Source organism: Paenibacillus sepulcri (assembly GCF_042647105.1).
In the GTDB taxonomy this organism is placed as follows: Bacteria; Bacillota; Bacilli; order Paenibacillales; family Paenibacillaceae; genus Paenibacillus_Z; species Paenibacillus_Z sepulcri.
This window is the reverse complement of the sequence record NZ_JBHRUP010000002.1, coordinates 50,112-70,823: the sequence shown is the minus strand read 5'-3', so window position 1 is coordinate 70,823 and position 20,712 is coordinate 50,112. Positions and strand designations below refer to the sequence as shown.

The 20,712-nt window shown below is 55.9% G+C and carries 13 protein-coding genes; 1 reads left to right on the top strand and 12 read right to left on the bottom strand.

Annotation, left to right across the window (positions count from 1 at the left end; translation table 11 throughout):
- Positions 1-90: 90 nt before the first annotated feature.
- The 10 genes from ACFOLF_RS35455 to ACFOLF_RS35410 form a co-directional block, all read right to left on the bottom strand.
- On the bottom strand, positions 91-1,755 hold the full coding sequence (locus ACFOLF_RS35455) for a hypothetical protein (RefSeq protein WP_210040283.1): 1,665 nt from the start codon (positions 1,753-1,755) through the stop codon (positions 91-93).
- 17 nt (positions 1,756-1,772) lie between these two features.
- On the bottom strand, positions 1,773-4,010 hold the full coding sequence (locus ACFOLF_RS35450; protein WP_210040284.1) for a glycosyl hydrolase family 95 catalytic domain-containing protein: 2,238 nt from the start codon (positions 4,008-4,010) through the stop codon (positions 1,773-1,775).
- Between the two features lie 52 nt (positions 4,011-4,062).
- Positions 4,063-5,379, bottom strand: coding sequence for an alpha-L-fucosidase (locus tag ACFOLF_RS35445; RefSeq protein WP_210040285.1), 1,317 nt, complete (start codon positions 5,377-5,379; stop codon positions 4,063-4,065).
- Positions 5,380-5,545: 166 nt separating this feature from the next.
- Positions 5,546-6,325, bottom strand: coding sequence for an SDR family NAD(P)-dependent oxidoreductase (locus ACFOLF_RS35440; RefSeq protein WP_210040286.1), 780 nt, complete (start codon positions 6,323-6,325; stop codon positions 5,546-5,548).
- 95 nt (positions 6,326-6,420) lie between these two features.
- Positions 6,421-7,992, bottom strand: a complete 1,572-nt coding sequence (locus ACFOLF_RS35435) for an extracellular solute-binding protein (protein WP_210040287.1) — start codon at positions 7,990-7,992, stop codon at positions 6,421-6,423.
- A gap of 191 nt (positions 7,993-8,183) precedes the next feature.
- Positions 8,184-9,083, bottom strand: a complete 900-nt coding sequence (locus tag ACFOLF_RS35430) for a carbohydrate ABC transporter permease (RefSeq protein WP_210040288.1) — start codon at positions 9,081-9,083, stop codon at positions 8,184-8,186.
- A gap of 24 nt (positions 9,084-9,107) precedes the next feature.
- Positions 9,108-10,094, bottom strand: coding sequence for an ABC transporter permease (locus ACFOLF_RS35425; protein ID WP_210040289.1), 987 nt, complete (start codon positions 10,092-10,094; stop codon positions 9,108-9,110).
- 277 nt (positions 10,095-10,371) lie between these two features.
- Positions 10,372-12,606: a helix-turn-helix domain-containing protein gene (locus tag ACFOLF_RS35420; RefSeq protein ID WP_210040290.1), complete on the bottom strand. Its 2,235-nt coding sequence runs from the start codon at positions 12,604-12,606 to the stop codon at positions 10,372-10,374.
- 305 nt (positions 12,607-12,911) lie between these two features.
- Positions 12,912-13,919: a hypothetical protein gene (locus ACFOLF_RS35415; protein WP_379113221.1), complete on the bottom strand. Its 1,008-nt coding sequence runs from the start codon at positions 13,917-13,919 to the stop codon at positions 12,912-12,914.
- A gap of 28 nt (positions 13,920-13,947) precedes the next feature.
- Positions 13,948-16,038 carry a hypothetical protein gene (locus ACFOLF_RS35410; protein ID WP_379113223.1) on the bottom strand — a complete coding sequence of 697 codons (2,091 nt, stop codon included), beginning with the start codon at positions 16,036-16,038 and terminating at the stop codon, positions 13,948-13,950.
- Positions 16,039-16,285: 247 nt separating this feature from the next.
- On the opposite strand from ACFOLF_RS35410, the gene ACFOLF_RS35405 reads away from it, so the two are divergent.
- Positions 16,286-17,182: a helix-turn-helix domain-containing protein gene (locus ACFOLF_RS35405; protein ID WP_210040291.1), complete on the top strand. Its 897-nt coding sequence runs from the start codon at positions 16,286-16,288 to the stop codon at positions 17,180-17,182.
- A gap of 808 nt (positions 17,183-17,990) precedes the next feature.
- On the opposite strand, the gene ACFOLF_RS35400 is transcribed toward ACFOLF_RS35405, so the two are convergent.
- Together ACFOLF_RS35400 and ACFOLF_RS35395 are read right to left on the bottom strand one after the other, a co-directional pair.
- Entirely contained in the window at positions 17,991-19,070 is a 1,080-nt protein-coding gene (locus tag ACFOLF_RS35400) for a sialidase family protein (protein WP_210046028.1), read from the bottom strand.
- A 47-nt stretch (positions 19,071-19,117) separates the two neighbouring features.
- Positions 19,118-20,710 (bottom strand): glycoside hydrolase family 28 protein, encoded by a 1,593-nt coding sequence (locus tag ACFOLF_RS35395; protein ID WP_379113227.1) that lies wholly within the window; start codon positions 20,708-20,710, stop codon positions 19,118-19,120.
- Positions 20,711-20,712: the final 2 nt, after the last annotated feature.

Here is a 20,712-nt window from a genome sequence, read left to right as displayed (position 1 = left end):
ATGATTGAACTTCCGTACCGGCCAAGATCCAATATTTGGGCCGGTTTATACGATTCCCCGCATCAGCTGCGTCTGCTCCCAACAAAATCACTATTTGGCGGTATGCACTTCGGCGTGCAGGGTCCGCCCGGTCTCATCTGCTTTGCAGAAACGGATTTCGGTATCGCCAAACCGCTGGCGCCAGCTGTCTGCTGTCCCCAGATAGGGGGCGGCAAGCTCGCGCACGTCATCGCTCAGAAAATCCCTGGCGGCAAGCCATACGCCGCCGTTTGCGAAGCGCCGGCTTTCCTTCATGGAAGCGGGGAAAAGCCACTCGGCGGCGATGACGACGGCCCCTTCCTCCGACCGGCGTCTGATTGCGGCGAGCGTACCGGCCGAGAGCCGGGAACCTGCCGCGATGATCAGCTTCGGGCTGCCAAGCTGCTCTTCCCGGACATGCTCGTCGAAGACAAGGACATTGTTCACGGGATGGAACAGCGGATGCATGGAAGTCTGCGGCAGCTCCGCGCAGCCGCCGGGGAGCGGATAGTTCGCCGACGGTATCCGCGTCTTCAGCTCATGACGCGGAAACGAATAACCGGGGATATGCATGCAGCTGCCGTGCGGCGGAATCGTCCCGTGGCTGAGCAGATGCCATACCGCGAACAGGCTTGCCGACGTCTGCGGCGCGGCAAGCTCCCGGTTGCCGTACAAGCGGTCGTTCTGGCCGTAATTACTGTCCTCCGAGACAATGACGGCAATATCCGCATCGGCTTGGCTGTGCCGCCAGGCAAGCGGATGATTGGGTACATAATCCTTCACGAACCGCTCCCATACCTCACCGAATTCCGTCAGGGCAAACCGGTTGTCCATGCGGTGCAGCAGTACGTCGACGTTCTCCGTGAAGAGATGCGTCGGGGCCATCAGGTATCCCATCCGCAGAGCCGATTCGAACTCCTGTGGAGAATGGCCGGGAAAGCCCGATATGCGGGTAAACCAATGACCGATGTCGGGTCCCCACAAATCGGCGCAGATCCACATCGGACAGCCGTATTGCTTCGCGGCCCCCAGTGCGGTTCCCAGCTGGAGCGGCTGAAACGATTCCTTCATGATCTTCGGACATACGGCCATGCCGGCCCGCGCCTTCGCATGAAACAGAACCGGAAACACATGCTCTGACACAAGCGGTGCCGCTCCAGGATCCAGCCCCTGCTCCGCCAGCAGCTGCCGGACATGCTCTGTCCGGCGGCTGACCTCTGTCACCACATGGGTATACGACTCTTCAAGTCCCATCCCGTCGGTCGCTCCCCAATGCGGGAACCAGCCGTCCTTCCGGTACTGCCTTGCATTGATTTGCAGATGCTCAGGCTCATCGTAGAGGAGCCCGATCAGCCGTCCGCTCCGGGCCGCTTCCAATATGGCTTCATCCGGCACATCCCACCGGTTCGTCCCTTCCGTCCACGGACCGTTGATATTGCCGTATTCGTTGCCGAGGCAGACGTCCATACCGAGCCTGACCATGTCGCGGAGCATATCCGTATGGCCCTCCAGCCCCGGCAGCATATGGTGCACATAGAAATCCGCGCCCAAACTCTGGAGAGCCCTGACAAACTCTTCCCCAGTCGGCGCCGGATCCTGTGACAGATAAATCCTTCCCGTTCCGGTGCGCATAATCCGGTCGGAAGCCTCCCCCGCCCACGGATCCTGCCACGCCAGGACGGGACCCTGGATGCCAAGCTTTGGCCGCCGCTCCGGCTGAGACGGTAATTGCACCATAATTGTCCTCCCTCCTATTATTGGGCTGCTCCCTCGAATATCACGGTTTCGCCGGCACGAAGCGCAAGCACGATCCGCTTCTCCGCAGTCCCGACCATAACGCCGTCCCGATGCCAATTCGCCCTGCCCTCGAACGGATTGACCAGCCGCAGCGTTTCGTCCCGTTCACTGAATACCGTGACGGTACGGACCCGACCGCCTTCCTTCAAGCCGGACAGCAGGAACGCGCCTTCCGTGCGGATGCCGGAGAACGAAGCGTCCCCGAAGCGCCGGGCGAGCCCGCTGAACACGCGTACCTCCCCCCGGACGCACTGCACATACATTTCGAGAACGGCAGCCGCTGCGGCGATTGAAGCCTCGACCTGCATGGTATCGCCGCCGGTAAATTGGCAAAATCCGTTATAATTCGCATTGTGCCGCGTCGCGTATCCCGGCATCATGTAGACGTCCCTCAGCAAATGCAGCGACATAAGCGCCATATCGGAGCTGCCAAGACGGTTGTGCAGAATGGAAGCCCATGGCATCGACCAGCCTGCCCAACGGCCCATCCCCCGATCGACCCACGACTTGTAGGAATTCGATATAAGCTCCCGCTGCTCCGGATCCGACGGATCCATCGTATCGAACGGGAATATCCCGGCAAGATGCGAATGATGGCGGTGGGATTCAGCGAGAGGCTGCCCTTCCCACAGATACAGCTCGAGGCCCGGCCTGCCCCCGAACTCCTGATACTGCCGCGGTCCTGCCGTGTATGGGGGCAGCTTCGTCCGAATGTCGGCGACGAACGCCGCATAATCCGCGTCCAGCCGGTATTTGTCCTCAAGCTCCAATAGCTTCTCGCACAGGAACCGCACATTAACGAGGAAGAAGGTGGAATTGCGTCCAAGCCCATTGGGCGATGATCCGCCGTATTCCGGGGAAACCGACACCGGTAGCGAATAAACCCCGTCTTCCTTGTCCATCATTGCATGAAACACATTGAGTGTTTTCCTCATGAACGGATACACCTCGCTGATGAGGTATTCCTCGTCGCCCGCATATGTGGCGTACTGCCACATCATCTGCGCGACCCACGAGGTGTTCGCCTGATCGATCGTGCCCGTCCACATCCCGCCGACCGGCCGCCCGCGGTCATCGACGGAATGCCCGAGCATATAGCCGTCGTCAATGCCGGCGAACTGCCTGGCATTCAACCCCAGCACGGGCTTCCAGCCGTCGATCATCCTGAAGAGCGGCTTCAGGCTGTCCAGCAGATTGGAGCCGTATGCCGGCCACAAGCATTCCTGGACATTGATATTAAAATGGTAATCGCAGCTCCAGGGAGGATTGCGGTACTCCTCGGCCCATGGACCCTGAAGCGTCGGGGCCAGCTTCCCGGGCATCGAGCATCCGAGCATCCGGTATATTCCCAAATAGTACATGTTCTCAATCTCGCGGTCCGGCAGCGCGATGTCAGCCGCCTGATCCCACAAGGCGCGCCAATGCCGCTTCGTTTCGTATAAAGCTTCTTCATAGCCGGCCCGCTTGACGGCATCCAGCTGAGACTGGGCCGCCTGGACGGCCTGTTCCGCTGTTTCCCCGTATTCGGCGGAAATTGCCATCAGGTTTCCTGACAGCCCCGGCAATACCGCGCACGCCGGATCCTCCGGCAGCTCCTGTACCCATCCGTTCCCGTCCTGCAAATGCAGCACCTGCGGAGCCGGAATGCCAAAATCGTCGAAATAGGCCTTGACCTTCGCGAATGAATAGGACGGCATCGCCTCAACGCACTCAACCATGCCCGCGTCAGCCGTCAGCAGCAGTACCGGCCGGTCGATTGGTATGCTGATGCGGATGGTTTCCGCCTTCCCGTCCAGGAGGCAGCGAATGACTGCCTCTCCTTCATCCAGAACGAGCGAGGCGGATTCAATCTTCACTCCCGGCCGCAATTTAATGTCGTACCGGCCCATCGCGAGCCTTGTCGGCCGTTTTTCTTTGCCGTTCATCTCCATCGTCGGATAGAGCCGGCGGGCACCCTCGAAGTCGCCGCTTTGCAGCAGCGTTTTCAAGCGGTCGTACGTACAATCATCAGCCCGGACGGTTCCTCCGCGATGGTCCCAGTAATCGGCCCTGTTGACGGTGAGCCTGACGGTTTGCTCCTGAAACCAGACCAGGGCGCCGAACACGCCATTGGACAGCGGCATCCCTTCATGGCAGTGGCCAGTTGCGAGCGGCCATTGTATTTCATAAGCCGGTTTGATCGGTATGGCCTTCATACCGCTCCACTCCCTTCCAATCCTTTCTCTACAAGACAGACGGCAGATAAGCTCAAAACAAGCCGGGCTTCAGAAACAGCTCGATCACCGGCACCGCGACATCCGGCTTCTTGACGGGAATGCTCAGCGAGACGGTCCCGGCATCCCGGCCTTCGCTGAATGCTCCCGCTGTCATCGTGCTCTGTCTTGCGCCCTGCTTCATACGGATTTCCGAAGCGTCGTTAAGCAGCTGCGCATATTCGATTTTTCCCGCCAGGCCCTTCAGATGGATCGTCTTGAACGGCCAGCTTAATACGTGCAGGTAAAGCCGATTGGTCACGGGATTATATGTAAACCGGCAATCGTCTGGAGATTCAATGCCTTCCGGTGCGGCCGTACAGCCATAGATCGACCGGCTGTGACGTCTCATCCAGGCGCCTATTCCCTTCAACCGGTCCAGCGCCCGCTCGTCAATTTCGCCACGTCCCGTGGGACCGATATTAAGCAGCAGATTGCCGCCCTTGCTCACGCTTTCGATCAGCATTTTGACGAGCATATCGACACTCTTCCACGACTCCTCGTCGCGGTAATATCCCCACGAGCCGCTAAACGTATGGCAAGCCTCCCAGACGACGGGACGGCCGTCCACCTTCACCCACTCCTTCGGCATATACTGCTCAGGCGTGGTGATGTCGCCCTGCACTTCCAGCCGGTCGTTCATCAGAATGTTCGGCTGCAGCCCGCGGACCATCTGCACGAACTTCTCGCTCTGCCACTCGTTCTTGCCCTTGCCGGGGAAGCCTTCCTCGGCGGCAATGGAGAAATCGAGAAACAGCAGATCGATTTGCCCGTAGTTGGTAAGCAGCTCCCGCGTCTGCCCGAACATATAATCGACATAGCGCTGAAATTGGCGCTCCCGGTCCAGCGCTACATATTCGCTGTTATAGCGCAGCGGATGCTTGACATCGACGGTGTAATCCGGATGATGCCAGTCGAGCAAGGAGTAGTATAGGCCCGTCTTCATATTCCGGGCGCGGAAAGCGTCCACCATCGGCCTCAGCAGATCACGCCCCGCCGGAGTGCGCGTCGCTTTGTACTCCGTCAGCTCCGAGTCCCAGAGGCAGAAGCCCTCGTGATGCTTGGTCGTCACGACGAAATAATTCATCCCCGCATCCGCCGCCGCCTGCGCCCAAAGCTCGGGATCGTACAGGTCGGGGTCGAACCTCCGGAAATACTTGTCGTACTGCTCCGTGCTCATGAATTCACGCGACTTGAGCCATTCATGGCGGGCGCCAAGCGTATACAAGCCCCAATGGATAAACAGGCCGAACCGGTCATGCGTGAACCAGTCGGAACGTCCGGCCGTTTCAATATTCGTACTCGCAGTCATCTTCTAATATCCTCCTTCATTGCCGCTTGTTCTGTCCTGCAGCTTCGCTTTCTTCTGATTTTCCCAATTGATACTGCCAATACGCCGGATCCGCTTGGCCTGCTGCCCCGTCGATGTCCATTCCAAGCCCGGGCATTGAGCTATTGGCACAAGCAGGATGCAAAACTTATTCCGCCTTCTGCAGCGCGGACCGGCCGCCGTCGACGACAAGCGTCGTCCCGGTAATGAACGCGGCCTCGTCCGACGCCAGGAAGGCGGCTGCCGCCGCTACGTCCTCCGGCTGTCCGAAGCGGCCGATGGGACACGTCGCAAGCATCGCCTTCGTCTTCTCCTCGCGGTTCGCAAACTGCCGCATATGCGCTTCCGAGAGCGGCGTTTCAATAAAGCCCGGGCATATGCTGTTCGCCCGGATGCCCTGCCCTCCGAAATCGACGCATATTCCGTAAGCCATCGCAATCATGCCGGATTTCGAGGAATGGTACGGAAAATGATTTGCCTGCGTGCGGTAGGCATGCGTGGAGGAGATGTTCAAGATGCTCCCGCCGCCGCACTCAATCATGAACGGAATGGCGTATTTGCTGCAGTACCAGCTCCCCTTCAGATTAATCTCCATGATCCGGTCCCAATCCTCATCCTCGGCCATGACGACCGACTTCCCTCCGGATACTCCGGCGTTGTTGACGAGAATATGCAGAGCGCCGTAATGATCGTACGCCGCCTGCATCAATGAAGCCGCTTCGTTCTTCCGCCGCAGATCCGCCTTGAAGAACAGCGCGCTGCCGCCGGCTGCAGCTATTTCGCCGGCAACGTCCCGACCGGCATCGGCAATGTCGTTCACTACGACATTAGCCCCTTCCGCGGCAAAGCGGAGGGCGATCGCCATGCCGATACCGGAACCCGAACCGGTCACGACGGCCGTCTTGCGTTCCAGTCTCCCGCCGGACATAGTCTTCCACCTCTTTCTCCAGCCTTTATTTCGTCCCAAGGAGCAGGGCATCCCCCCGAATGGAGCGGATGCCCTGCTTCATCGATCGCTTCTGTTTATTTCATCGCTTTCTCATAGATGGCCATCGCCTTGTCCAGACCGACCTTGTTCAGATCGGCAAGATAATCCTTCCAGACATCATCCTTGTTGATGTCCACAACACCCATGATCGCCTTCGTCGCGAACTGGTCCGCTTCGCTCCAAACGCCGGTCATGACCGAATTCACCGTATTCGTCTCGTCCTCGGTCAGATTGGCGCTTTGCGCATACAGCGTCTCCATCGCTTTAAAGGCCGGTGCCGCCTCCTGGTCAAGCTGGAAGGCGGGGTCGCCCTTCTGCGCATCGTCGTTCTTCGTCAGGTAATAGTCAAATCCGTACTGCTCGAGCACCTTCTTGCGGTCCAGACCCTCCTTGTAGACGGGAATTCCGTCCTTCATCTCGTAAGTCAGGCCCTCTACGCCCATCTGATTGAAGAGTGTGCCTTCCGGCGTCGCTGACCAGTCGAGGTATTCGAGCAGACGGTTCAGCTTATCCGGCTGATCGACCAGCTTGCTGCTGAAGATCGAGCCGAACAGCGCGAAGTCCGGTCCCTTGAACATGACGGGCGTCCTGCCGCTTGCCTGATCCTCGACGAAGTAAGACGAATATTCCCAGTCGGCGGCCGCATTGTCTTTCTCCAGGCTGATGATTTGGCTCACCCATTGGAAATCGATGACGTCCTTGCCGTTTTGCCGGTTCTGATTGAACTGGTCTTCGGTCGCTGTGGCGAAATCCTTCTGGATCAGGCCCGCCTTGTACAGCTTCGCCAGATAAGCGAGCAGCGCCCGCTGCTTGTCGGTTGCCGGGGCAAACACGAGCTGACCGTTAAAATCGGGATCATGCCAGAAGCCGGTCCAGCCATTCGAGCCTCCGAAATCCGGCGGAATGCGGAACGTATTGCCGAACGCCATTTCCAGATTTTTGACGCCTCCGCGCACCCCGATTCCAATGAAGCCGGGATTTTGCTCCTTGATTTTCTGCAGCGCCTCATACAGCTCATCCGTCGTTTTCGGGAAGGCCGTGATGCCTGCCTTGTCGAACACATCCTTGCGGTAAATCCAGGTCATCGGGTCGAAGGTCGTCGTAATAAACGGCATCATATACACTTTTCCATTCACATTCGTGAATTCCTGGAGCATCTGCCACTGGTCGTCGGTGTACAGCTTGCGGTAGTTCGGCAGCTTGTCGATGTAGTCCCCGATCGGCAGCAGATAGCCGGCGGCGGCCCATTTCTTGACCGCATTCCATTGATTCATGTTCGGGATAAAATCGGGATAATCGCCTGATACGAACATGACATTGTACTTATCCATGCCGGCCGAAAGCGGGATCGCCTGATAATCCCATTTCATATTGAATTTCTGCCCGGTCTGTTTCGTATATTCGTTTGGAACCGAATTTGGCGCGTATTTGGTTTGGCTGACGACCGTAAGATTGACCGTTTGGTCCGCGCTGTCCGCATTCGAGGCGGCGTTTGCCGGGCTGGTGTTTTCTCCCGTTCCGCCGTTATTCGTATTCGAGCTGCATGCGGCTACTGCGATCATCGCCGACAGGGCCAGCACTGTGGTGACCCATTTCCTTTTCCTCATTGTTCTTCGCCTCTCTTTGATTGGAATGAATGCCCGACTTCCCTTTGAATGTTCCTTCCCCGCCGCCGCACCGGAGTGCTGCACAATCCTGACACGGAATCGGCGGCTCCCGCTATAAGCGACGATCCCCCCTTTCTCCCCAAGCGTCCGGAATAAGCCGCGAAGACTTGCTCCAAATTTGCGCGGACGGCCTAGCCCTTGAGCGAGCCGATCATGATCCCCTTGACGAAATATTTCTGGATGAAGGGATAGATGATCAGCATGGGAATAATGGAGATGACAAGCGTCGCATACTGCACGCTTTGCGGGGTAATCGCCGACTGAACATCCTGCGCCAGCGTTACGTTCCCCTGAGCGGCCAGCTGCTCGGCCAGCGAGTTCTCCAGCACGATGTCCCGCAATATAAGCTGGAGAGGGTATTTTTGGAAATCATTCAAAAACATCATCGCCGAGAAAAACGAGTTCCAGTGAGAGACGGCATAGAAAAGCGAAATGGTGGCTACCGGAGCGGCAGATAGCGGCAGCACGATGCGAATCAGCGCGCCGAAGTCGCTGCAGCCGTCGATCCTGGCCGCCTCCTCCAGCTCCACCGGGAACGACCGGAAGAAGGAAATCATGATGATCAGCCACCAAGGGCTCATCAGATAGGGAATAATGAGCGCCGAATAGGAGCCCACCATGCCGAGCGCCTTCACGACCAGGAACAAGGGGATGATTCCCCCGCCGAAAAACATCGGAATGACGACGTAGGTCATGAAGAAGCCGCGAAGCACCAAATATTTTTTGGATAAGGAATAAGCGGTAATCGTCGTCAGAATCACATTCAGGATCGTTCCGGCAACCGTGATGCCCACCGAATTGACGAATGACCTCGGAATGTGGACGTCTTCGAATAAAATGGTATGGTACGCGCTTAAATTGAACCCCTTCGGAAGCAGCGTGACTTCCCCGCCGGCCACGCTTTGCGGATCGCTCAGCGACACCGCCACGATATTCAATACGGGAAGCAGCGTTGCGATAACGACAATAACCATCACGATATGGATAACAATATCAAGCACCCTGGAGCCCAGTGTCGTGTCTCTGACCAATGTCCTCTCTCCTCTCCCGCATGCTTACCATAGACTTTCCTCCGTCACCTTCCGGGCCAAGAAATTGGCGCTGACCAGAAAAATGACATTGATGACGGAATTGAACAGATCAACGGCTGCGCCGAGGCTGAAGTCCATGCTGACCAATCCTTGGCGATAGACATAGGTCGAGAACACATCGGCGGTATCGTAGGTAAGCGGCGAATACATCAGCAGCACCTTCTCCGCGCCGACGCTGAGCACGCCCGATAAGCTGAGAATCAAGGTAATGACAATGACGGGCTTGATGGCCGGCAGCGTAATATGACGCATCTGCTGGAGGCGGGTCGCCCCGTCGAGAACGGCCGACTCGTACTGCTCGGCGTCCACCTTCGACAAGGCGGCCAGATAGATGACAGCCCCCATGCCGAGATCCTTCCATATATGCGAGCCGATGAATAAGCTGCGGAACCACCCCGGAACGCCGAAGAAGTAGATCGGCTCAAGCCCCAGCTTGATGAGCAGAAGATTGACGATTCCGGATTCGGGAGCGAGCATCAGCTTCATCATCCCGACGACGGCGACAATGGAAAGGAAGTACGGCAGGTAGCTGACAGTCTGGACAAAGCTCTTGTAATACCGGCTGCGGAGCTCGTTCAGCAGCAGGGCAAACAGGATGGGAACCGGAAAGCCGAAAACGATGGAATAGACGCCAAGCAGAAACGTGTTGCGCAATAGCTGCCAAAAATACGGTCCGTTGATAAAGGTTTTGAAATTGTCCAATCCAAGCGTCCCCGCCCAGGGCGAAGAGAGAATGCTGCTGACAAAATTTTGTCCCGCCTGCAGCTGAAATTGTTTGAATGCGATCAGGACGCCGTACATTGGCACATACGAAAAGAGAAAGAAATAGAACAGTCCCGGGACGAGCAGCAAAAGCAGCACTTTCTGCTGTTTCATCCGTTTCCACATATTCGCTTCGCGCCTTGCCTTACGGATCGTTCCGGCAGCAAGTGTATTCTGACCTGTACCCATGAACCAGTGGTCACCAGCCCTTCCAGTAGATTGAGCGTGAATGAAAACGCTTTATTGGCCCTAACTCTACCGGAACAAGGCTGAAATCGTAAAGGAACAGTTCATTTCGGGCATACATTGTTTGCAAAAATCGGGCAGAAACCCAATAATGGCGCGGTTTGTTAGAGGTTGGGCCGCATATATGCCCTCACCTGCCGGAATTAGTCCATTAATGGGGGGAACAATTCATTTGCGGCATCCATTTCATTGTTAGCGCTCTCTTTTTTCCAGTTAAGCCTCAGGATTTAAGCGATTCCCGGTACGTGGTCGGCTGCAGCCCGACCGCGCGCTTGAAGGCGCGCCGAAACGTCTTGTCGCTGTTATATCCGACCTCTGATGCGATATCATTGATGCTCTTCTCCGTTCCGTGCAGCAGCTGACATGCCCGGTCCATCCGCAGCTTCTCCAGATAGTCGGAGAAGCTCTCTCCGGCATGCTCCTTGAACAGCACCGATATAAAGCTCTCGGACAGCTTGAATTGCATGGCAAGCTCGGTCAGGCAGAAACCGGAATCCGTAAAGCGGTTATGAACGGTTTCCAGCATGGCATCCGCCATCCTGCCCTGCTTTTGTTTCTTGTTTGCGGCGACATGACCGCAAACAATACGCAGCGCTTTCTGCAGCGACGGCCAGGCAGCTTCGGCCTCAAGCTCCTGCAGCCAAGGCGCAAGCTTCGCGCTCAACTCTCCGAAGCTGTCGGAGCCGAACTCCATCTGCTCCAGCAGCTTCTGCAGCGTACCATGGACTTCATGGGAGAACTGCTTGGCCGTCGCAGCGTCCAGACGGCGTCCGGTAAAATTCTCTTCGCCCAGATGCCGGAGCAAATGCTCCAGCCCGTCCACATCCCCGTTCTTCGCGGTATGAAGCAGCTTAAGCTCCAGGTCGATTGGATAGTAATAATAGCCGGAGCGCTGCCCGCGGTCCCCGTACCAGATCGCACGGCCCTGGTCGCCCATAACATGATAGTCCGCGGCTTGTCTAGCTTCATGATGGGAGCGCCATATTTCGATCAATTTGTCCGTCCATCTGCCGACTCCAAGAATGAGCCGCATGCCGTTATTGCCCTGCAGCAGACGGGACTCCTTCAGCCATCTCTCCTTCAATCGCTCCCGTTCGGCATCCGCGACCGGAGCGGGGAGCGAAACGATCAGGTCGGCATTGTCCGCATTCATGTTCAACCCGTAATGAAAGCCCTCCATCAGACGTTCGATGCGGCTTAAGATAAGCGCCTGGGCTTCATCCGTATCGATGAAGCTGCCGTGATCCATCGTTTCCTTGTGGACGGACACCGTCACGGCAAAATAAGCGTCTTCCGGAAGCAGGATCCTCCCTTCCGCCAGATCAGCCCTTGCCTGCTCCTCCTCCTTGTAATAGCCCTTGAGCAGACGCTCAAGCACGGACGCCCGGAGCAGCGGCAGCTGCCGCTCCATTCTGCTGCTGAGCTCCCTCAGCGATGCGGTCAACTCCGAAAGCGGCTTGCTGTTTCTGTAGGCCATCCAAAGCGCTGCGAGGATGCCGATCCCCAGAATGACGGATGTGATGGCCAGGATCATCCGCTTGATATATTCCGCTTTGGCCAGCACGACGCTTGCGGGCACGGCGGCTACAAAGGTCCAGCCATTCTGGTCGGATTCCATATGGGAAACGAGCATTTTAGTATCGTTCAGGGTTTCGAAGGAGGAGCCGGATTTCTCCGGGTAATTCCCCGGCAGCTCCGCCATATCCACGCTCATTCCCGCAGAGAAGGCCGGAGCGATCATGTGTCCCTGGTTGTCCCGGATGTAGGCGAAGCCCCCGTTCTTGGCGACCAGCCGGTGAAACAGGCGCGCGATATCATTCTGATTGATAAAGACGATAATCGAGCCCTGCGCCTTGCTTTGAAAGCCGGTCGGAAGCGGATCCACGTAAGCGATGAGCTTCTCCGACGCATCTCCTCCGAAGGAGACGTCGTTCAGATTAAAAAACTGCTTCTGGTCAATATGCCTGACCGCGTTGTCGATCCAGGACTGGAAGGGCTGCCCGTCGATCCGCATATAGTTGTCAGCCAAATCGAATGTCGTTCGGGTCGTCACGACCCACCGGCTGTTGTCCATCACGATATAAATATCCCGAAACAATTTGTTCGCGATCACATACCGGTTCAGACTGGTCCGCAGGAGTGAAAAGTTGTACATTTGCTCGGGAGTTGGCGGAATGCCTGCGGTCTGGGTCAGGTTAATGATTTCGTTGTCTACCGAGAGCGCCGACACGAGATCGTCCGTCTCCAGCAGCAGCCGGTCCACGATATCCTGGCTCATTCTCAGCACCTCAAGATTCAGGTCCGTAGCGTCTTCAACCAGGACCTCCTGCGTCCGGTAGTATTGATAGGCTCCAATCGCGATGGGAATAAACAGGATGAGCAAATACGACAGCGCAAATTTAACGAACACCGATTGTTTCGCTTCTCTCTTCGACAAACTGGGCCAACCTCGCATACGGAACGACTCCCCTTTTCGAAACCCTTTTTAAACCGCTTACATAAACCCGTTCTAAAATATCCGATCCGGGTTTAGCGGGCGATTTTGAAAATCCAGGGTTATTTCCTTCATTATCCATGCTATCATTGGATGATTTTGAGAGTCAATTTGTTTTAAGCTTAAATCTCTCCTGTTTTTAGCTTTCTTTTAACTAAATTTAACTAAACTATTCTAAACGATTTATTCAACTCAAACGCATTGCCCGCAGTACACCCGGTTTGCTGTTGTCCAAATGGGGATGCCGACATTATCAGCGCGGTCGGTTACTCCGGCAGCTTCCGGGAAGCCGCTACCGTTATCGTGCGGAATTCCGGAAAAATATTGCATGTCCGGTCGCCTTCCTCCGGCCGTCTGCTGGCCGTATAGTAGTGATAGAGTATACCGTTATCCGTAATGACCGACGGCTTATGTGCAAAAATGGAATCAAGCTCCCCTTTCCCCCCGACTGTAATGATCGGCTCCGGATATTTACTCCAGCTCAGCAGATCGTCCGATAAGGCGATTCCCTCCTGTGCCTGCTTATAATCGTAGCCGAAGAAGAACATAACCCAGCGGCTGCCGTCCCGCAGCACGCAGGGATCGCTGACGAAGCCGCTGTCCCAGCGGTCCGGCGTCACCCGGATAACGGGATTGTGCCCATGCCGCTTCCAGTGGACAAGGTCGGTCGAGGTGGCAAGACCGGTCTGCTCGACCCAGCGTCCGTGATTCCGGTCCTTGGCATTATAGAACAGGTAGAAGCTCCCCTCATGCTCAAGCAGGCATTCCTTGTACAATCCGCCCCGTTCCCACGAATCGCCGTCCTCCGGGACCAAAATCGGTTCCTTGACCCGGGTCCATTCAAGCAGACTTTCATCCTCTGTCCAGGCCAGGCCGATTTTGGCCGAGCCTTCCTCATAGCCGTCTCCGGGATAGGAATGATAGGCGAGCCAATATTTCCCGTTCCATTTTTTGAGCGTGCCCTGCCCATGCATATCGTTGTCGCGCATGATCCAGGTTCCGGCGATATTCTTCGAATCCCAGTCCGGGCCATTGTCCCTGCGCAATATCGTGGACAGATGCTTCCAAATCAGAAGATCGTCGCTTATGGCGAGCGCCGTTTGATAGCCCGACCCGTCAAAGCCGACATACATCATATAAAAGCGGCCCTTATGGCGGAATACGAACGGGCAGTCGACCGCGTGATAATCGAAGGCGCCCTGCACGCCGGAGCCGACCAGCACCGGCTTCTTCCATTTATAGGGCGTCAGGCAGCTGGCGATATCCATCTTCATTACTCCCTCCCATACATTTCTTGCACTGCTATCCAGCGAATGCAGGCTCCGTCCCGTAACGCAGCCGCAGAGCATTGGACAGAACAAGCGCGATAATCCAGGAAGGATTCCATACATTGCTGTGGCCGCGCTGATGGTAATGAGTCTGGTAGAATCCTTCTCCCTGCTCCCCGACAACCGTAAAACCCCATTCCCCCGGCTTCGTGCAGATGCCCTGTCCCATCGCTTCCATTACGGTTTTGGCGATTTCCGAATATGCCTTGTTCCCGGTCATCCGGCCGAACCACCACAATTCATAGGTGGGAAAGAACACATCCAGATGATGATTCTGAACACTGACACCCGGCCAGCCGACGGCGTTGAATTGGTTCTCGCGAAGCGGCGCGCCCGGGTCGTACCCTGGACTCCAGACATAAACAAACGTAAGCAGCCAATCGGCAGCCACCTCCGCCCACTGACCGTAACGGGCATCTCCGGTGAGATCGAACAATTCAAACGCCGCCAGAAAATAATACATTCCGGCTTCCTTGTCCTCGCACCTTGCGTCCAGCGTCGACCTTGCAAACGGCCGTTCGAATGTGCGGGCATGCAGATCATAATAGCGCTCCAATACAGCCCCGGCGTGGTCCAGATACTTCCGGTCGCCGGTCGCCCTGTATGCTTTGGCCGCCGCAATGACGCACGGAACACCTGCCCCCGTCACCATTGCGTCGCATGCACTGCCGTCCTTCAGCCAGCCTGTCGGATAGATCCCGGAGGGCAGCGCAGCGCGGCAGAAGAAATCTGCGGCCTCGCGCAGCTCTGTGATCCATTGCGTGGGCACGTCCCTGCCATGCTCGCGGTACAGCAGGATGATATCGGCCAGATCCGAAATCGTCTCCCCATAGGCCCGGCTGGCAACAACTGATTCACCGTTCAAGGTGAAATTCCCCCATGTCCGGCTCTCCAGCTCATACGAGCAGCTTCTCAATCCCGGCACCCCGGTCCCACTCCCCTGCAAATAAAAACTGACCGTCTGCCCGCACCGGGCAATGCGCTCCTCGTCGCCCTGAACAAAGCCGAGCTTCGCGTCGCACCAGGCCAGCTTCAGACATTGTCCCGTCCATCCGTACAGAAAGTGAAGAGGATGCCGGTTCACTTTGCCGAAATCATTGGAATCGTTGAATTTGATATAACCGGCGGCTCCTTCGGAGCTGCGCCAGCGATCATCCAACGCATTCGTCTTCAGCCGGATGATCTCGTCCAGCGTCAGCGGGCTTGCTCCCTGCGGCTCGAACAGCTGCCAGCCCTTCCGCACGGCCTCGCGGAAACCCCAGCCCGTCTGCGGGAGCCTGCCCCAATCCAGCATATAATGCTTGGATAAGCTGTATTCTGCAGGAAAGTCAAGGTAACCGCCGGAATAGGGCTCCGTCTTGCTTTTGCCCACGTAATAGATGTCCTTCCCGCCATTAAACATCAGAACGCCGCTCATGGCAGTAATCGCTGTATGGCCGTCATCCCGCAGGACGCCAAGCGAGCCATAATTGCCATCTCCCTCCTCCGTGTACGCGAGGGAAGGTTCGGAAAATAAGGAAATATAGCTTGATTCCTCCTTCTCCGTCCATTCCACGTTGACGCAGGGTATCGGCAGCCGGTGCTCCTCACATATGAATCCCTCTTCCGCACCCAGTTTGGGGACAATTCTCCGGGGATCGGATGACGGATTATTGTTATAGATCATATGGGGAATCGTTATATTCTCCTTCTCCCGCTCCGGCAGCTCGAATACGATGCCGACGGCCGTATCGGCCAGCAGCTTCCCGCTCCTGTTCGTCCAATTCACAATCAGATGCAGGACCCGATGCAGGCCGAACGATAATTCGACCGTCACGTCAAGATCCCTGATCTGGCCGTTTATCAGAATCGATGCAGGAGTGGAGGAAACGCGGGGCTGATTCAGAAGGACGGGCTCGGCATCCCACGGTTTGCCATATGAACAGATCAGCATCCGGCTCAGCATTCCCGCAAAATAAGGGGTTGTGAGCCCCACTCCGCGCAGGATGAACCGGATGCCGTCCGGACTTTCTATAATTTCCGCAATTTTGCCGTTATCTTCGCTTGTTAAGGCATGAATGGTCATAAAATCTCCTTTGGGTTGTAGAATTTCCGCTTGTCTGGCAGAGCCGGATTTTCTACTATTATACGGTGCATGCGAGCGGGCTCTATAGGTGATAACGGCTTATTCTATAGGCGAAATGCACTCCCCGCCCCGCCGCAGGAACGTATTAGCCCTATTCTGTATGTAAAATGATCTATATCATTCCTTGCCTATCCTCAATAGAATAAAAGGGAGCTTAAGCCTTTATTCCATTAGCGGGGTGAGATTTATGAATGGACGATTGCGGCATCTGAAGGGGGATCGTTTTTTCAAAGAGAAAACCGGTATTTATTTAAACCGGATCAGAGAAGCGTTTATGACGCCCAAGCATACGCATGATTTCATCGAAATCTGTTATGTCGATGAAGGCTCCGGCTATCATCATGTCCATAACCAGGTATACCGGGTCAAACGCGGAGATTTGTTTGTCATTCCGGTCGGGACCTCTCACGTCTTCCGGCCGTCATCGCCGAATCAACGCGAGCCGCTCGTCGTGTACAACTGTATTTTCAGGCTGGACGTGCTGGACAAATGGAGGCATCTGCTCCCCTGTGACTCCAGCGTTCACTACGTTATTTTTCATCCTTCAGGGATGGAGATCCCGTATCTGCACATAGGCGACAAGCATGATCAGATCCGGCCCCTGATTACCAGCATGCATATGGAATACCTGCGGAAATATGAAAGCTATGAAGCGATTTTGTCCAGTATGCTCATGCAGCTGCTAACCTTGGTTCACCGCATCGGGCATGAAGAAGCCGTTCCACAAGACGTTCCGTGCCGAAAGACAGGCAAGCTGGACGATGCGATGCAGTTTATCCGGGAGCACTACTGCGAATTTCTTACCGTCAAACAGCTGGCAGACTTTATGTATATGAGTCAGAGTCATTTTCAGCGTTCGTTCAAGAGGTCGACAGGTCTCACCTTCACGCAGTACCTGCAAAATTTACGTATTCAAAAATGCTGCGAGCTGCTGGAGACGAGCGATCAGCCCGTTCACCAAATCGCAAACATGATCGGGTACAAGGACATGAAATTCTTCCATGCGCTGTTTCTGAAAAAAATAGGAATGACCCCGCAGCAGCACCGCCGGATCCATCAGACGGAGGGTTACCGCGCTATTTGAGCACTGGAATGATGCGCCGGTCCAGCAAATCCGCAGGTATAAGATATTCATTCTGTCCTTTGCCAGGAAGATAGGACGAACGTTTGCCAAAGGATCATTCGTTTCCAGGCCGGTTTTTCCCGCTTACAGCATGCCTCCACTGCTATTCTGCCGATCCAGCAAGGTAAAACCTTATTACAGCGGCTCCCTGATTGTTTTCACCTGTCGATTCCCTGTCCAGGCCGGTTTTTCCCGCTTACAGCATGCCTTCGCTGCTATTCTGCCGATCTAGCAAGGTAAAACCTTACTACAGCGGCTCTCTGGTTATTTTCACCTGTCGATTCCCTGTCCAGGCCGGTTTTTCCCGCTTACAGCATGCCTTCGCTGCTATTCTGCCGATCCAGCAAGGTAAAACCTTACTACAGCGGCTCTCTGGTTATTTTCACCTGTCGATTCCCTGTCCAGGCCGGTTTTTCCCGCTTACAGCATGCCTTCGCTGCTATTCTGCCGATCCAGCAAGGTAAAACCTTATTACAGCGGCTCTCTTGTTATTTTCATCTGTCGAATCCCTGTTCAGGCTCTGCTCACAACGCCTGCAAAGTCCTAATGACCTTTCCGGCAAGGAACCTGCAAAAAACCTCATCTTATACTTTTCAAGAAACAGAAAACACCATCATCTGGAATCATATTATGTTTCTTCCTTCAAATTCTATAGAAATTTATAAAACAAAAGCAGGCTGCCCAAAACTTCTTGCAGGCAGCCTGCTTCCTTTGTGATGCCTAGATATTCAATATGGCTGCCTATCCGCTGGTCTGTATGCCCTACGGCTTAGAGGCCGGTAAAACTGAGCTTACTGGCCCATTCCTCGCCGACGCGGACATATTTGATCGTTTTACGCAAATAGGAAAAGGCGATATGCAGCTTCCCGTCGCCGGTGGAAATAATGCTGGGATAGGAATAGCCTACCTCCCTTTCCTTGTATTCCAGATCGGCCGTCTGGACGTTTCGGATGTGGGGCCACGTTCTTCCCTCATCCTCCGACACGGCCAATGTGAGCGGCGTCCGAAGCGTCTTGCGCCGGAAACCGTCCCCTTTCTTCACCCAGCGGAACTGGTCGCGCTCGATCGAGGAATTGTTGAAGATGAGCGCCCAGCGTCCGTCCGGCAGAGCAGTTGCCTGCATGGAGGAGTTGTTGTTCGGCAGCATGCTCTTCTCGGGAACCGACCAATTGCGTCCATCCGGAGAGACGCTTGTATAGATCCGGTCGGCATGGCGGCTGCGGAACATGGCGTAAAGACTGCCGTCACTCCGCTCGATAACATTCATCTGCACGCAGTGAAGGCTGTTCGGCACCTCATGCTCCTCCCAGGTGCCGCCCTGATCCAGGCTGATTTTGACGACACTGTAATGCCCGCCGGATTTGCAATAATAAGCCGGCAGCAGCCAGGCTCCGTCCCTCAGCACAACAACCGGATGCCGCAGGAAAATGCCCGGTCCGTCAAACAGCGTTTCCGCCGGTCCCCAGGTATGACCCCGGTCCTCCGAGATGCGGCTCACAACTCTTGAAGTCTTCTGATCATGGGGCTGATTGGACGTATGGAACAGCCATACCTTCCCGCCTCCCGGCTCCTGAAACAGGACGGGATTCTGCTCCGAGCGCACCGGGTCGCTGGCCAGCACCTCTGGTTCCGACCAGCAGCCCGTGCCAGAGGGCAGTCTCGACATGACGATATTCGTATCCGGGTTCCCTTCCCCGCTGCCTGAAAACCAGACGCACAGCAAATCGCCGTTGTCGAGCGCCAGCAGATTGGCCGAATGGCTGTCCGCTTCATATTTGATCGGAAGGAAACCTTCCATCACTTCCGGATCGTTCTCCGATGGCGCAATGACTCCGTTAAACCGTTCCATTCCGCTCACACTCCTTAATGTTTCGCCCTGCTGCCGAAAATCCGCAATCATTCCGCTTCCCGCTCCTCTCCTGTATAAATCCGAATTTGCGATGTATCTGTTTCCGGTGCGCATTCCACCCTGTATGGTGCCGCTCCCGTGCCGTGGATCTCCACATTGGACGTTCCGGCACCGCCTACCTCCATAAACGGCTGGTCCGTAACTTGGGGCGATACCCTCTCCAGCCGGATTTCGCCGCATTCGCGAAGCGACAGCAGCGGACCCTGGCGAGTCGTGACCGTCACATCGGCAAAGCTTGCATTTCGTACGAATTCCATGGAAATCCCTTTCTTCGAGACGATATTCACATCGTGAAACCGGATATTTTCAATCGGCATTTCCGCAAGCCCCTTCATATGAACCGCCTGGTGGGCGCCCGTGCAATAAATATGCTCGAACAGAAAATCGCGGAATACCGGGGTTCCCTCCGATACGGGCACGACAACCGGGTGTTCCGAGCCAGCATGGCTGTAGAACATGCTGAAGGTAATCGCTTCTTTGGGAATGCCGACCATCCTGATGTTTCGGACCCGGATGTTCTCCACTACACCGCCGCGTCCCCTTGCCGTCTTGAACCGCAGTCCGTTGTCGGTGCCCATGAACAGACAATCCGTGATGGAGACGTTTCTCACGCCGCCGGACATCTCGCTGCCGATGACGAAGCCTCCGTGTCCGTGATATACGGTGCAATCATGTATGCTGATATTCTCGCACGGCGCACCGAGCTCCCGTCCGTCCGCATCCTTGCCCGATTTGATGCAAATGGCATCGTCGCCAACGTCGAACTGCGAGTCGGCAATCTCCACATAACGGCATGAATCGAGATCCAGACCGTCCCCGTTCTGGGAATACCACGGATTTTTGACGGTTATGCCGCGGATCGTGACATGCTCGCAAAGCCATGGATGCAGGCACCAGCTGGGGGAATTTTGAAACGTTGTCCCCTCCAGAAGTACACGGCGGCACCGGTCCAGCTGCAGCAGCGCCGGTCTCAGGAAGTCCCGCGCCGGCAGGTAAGCCTCCGGTTCAGCTGCGCCACTCTCAATCAATTGCTTGGCGATTGCTGCTCCCCGAATTGCCTGCTCCGTCGGCCACCACATCCGCCCACTTACGTCCGTCACGCCGCTGGAGGAGGTGAGCGCCTTCCACTGATGCTCGGTCATCTTCATCCGTTTGACCGGACGCCACGCATCCCCCGATCCGTCGAATACGCCTTTTCCCGTTATGGCGATGTCATGCAGATCGGCTCCGTAAAGCGGCGAGATGCAGCGCATCGTTCTCAAGCCTTCATAGCTTGTATGGATGAGCGGATAATCGTCGAAGCTCCTGCTGAACAGCACCAGCGCTCCCCCCTCCGCATGGAGGTTGATGCCGCTTTGCAGTCTGAGCGGACCGGTCAGCCATATGCCCGGCGGAATCCTCACCGTTCCGCCCCCAAGTGAGGAGCAGGCTTCAATCGCGCTGTTAATGGCAGCGGTATTCATCGTCGCTCCGTCCCCGACCGCGCCGAAGTCGGCGATGGAATACACCTTATTTGGAAATGACGGCAGCTCCGGGTGATTGTTTTGGATGTCGGGCTCCGACAGGGACCAATGTGTCAAGT

What these genes read in the sequence shown, in the direction of transcription:
- ACFOLF_RS35435 (WP_210040287.1), bottom strand. Translation starts at nt 7,992, where the DNA reads ATGAGGAAAAGGAAATGGGTCACCACAGTGCTGGCCCTGTCGGCGATG.
- ACFOLF_RS35450 (WP_210040284.1), bottom strand. Translation starts at nt 4,010, where the DNA reads ATGAAGGCCATACCGATCAAACCGGCTTATGAAATACAATGGCCGCTC.
- ACFOLF_RS35400 (WP_210046028.1), bottom strand. Translation starts at nt 19,070, where the DNA reads ATGGAACGGTTTAACGGAGTCATTGCGCCATCGGAGAACGATCCGGAA.
- ACFOLF_RS35410 (WP_379113223.1), bottom strand. Translation starts at nt 16,038, where the DNA reads ATGACCATTCATGCCTTAACAAGCGAAGATAACGGCAAAATTGCGGAA.
- ACFOLF_RS35415 (WP_379113221.1), bottom strand. Translation starts at nt 13,919, where the DNA reads ATGAAGATGGATATCGCCAGCTGCCTGACGCCCTATAAATGGAAGAAG.
- ACFOLF_RS35445 (WP_210040285.1), bottom strand. Translation starts at nt 5,379, where the DNA reads ATGACTGCGAGTACGAATATTGAAACGGCCGGACGTTCCGACTGGTTC.
- ACFOLF_RS35455 (WP_210040283.1), bottom strand. Translation starts at nt 1,755, where the DNA reads ATGGTGCAATTACCGTCTCAGCCGGAGCGGCGGCCAAAGCTTGGCATC.
- ACFOLF_RS35425 (WP_210040289.1), bottom strand. Translation starts at nt 10,094, where the DNA reads ATGGGTACAGGTCAGAATACACTTGCTGCCGGAACGATCCGTAAGGCA.
- ACFOLF_RS35420 (WP_210040290.1), bottom strand. Translation starts at nt 12,606, where the DNA reads ATGCGAGGTTGGCCCAGTTTGTCGAAGAGAGAAGCGAAACAATCGGTG.
- ACFOLF_RS35405 (WP_210040291.1), top strand. Translation starts at nt 16,286, where the DNA reads ATGAATGGACGATTGCGGCATCTGAAGGGGGATCGTTTTTTCAAAGAG.
- ACFOLF_RS35440 (WP_210040286.1), bottom strand. Translation starts at nt 6,325, where the DNA reads ATGTCCGGCGGGAGACTGGAACGCAAGACGGCCGTCGTGACCGGTTCG.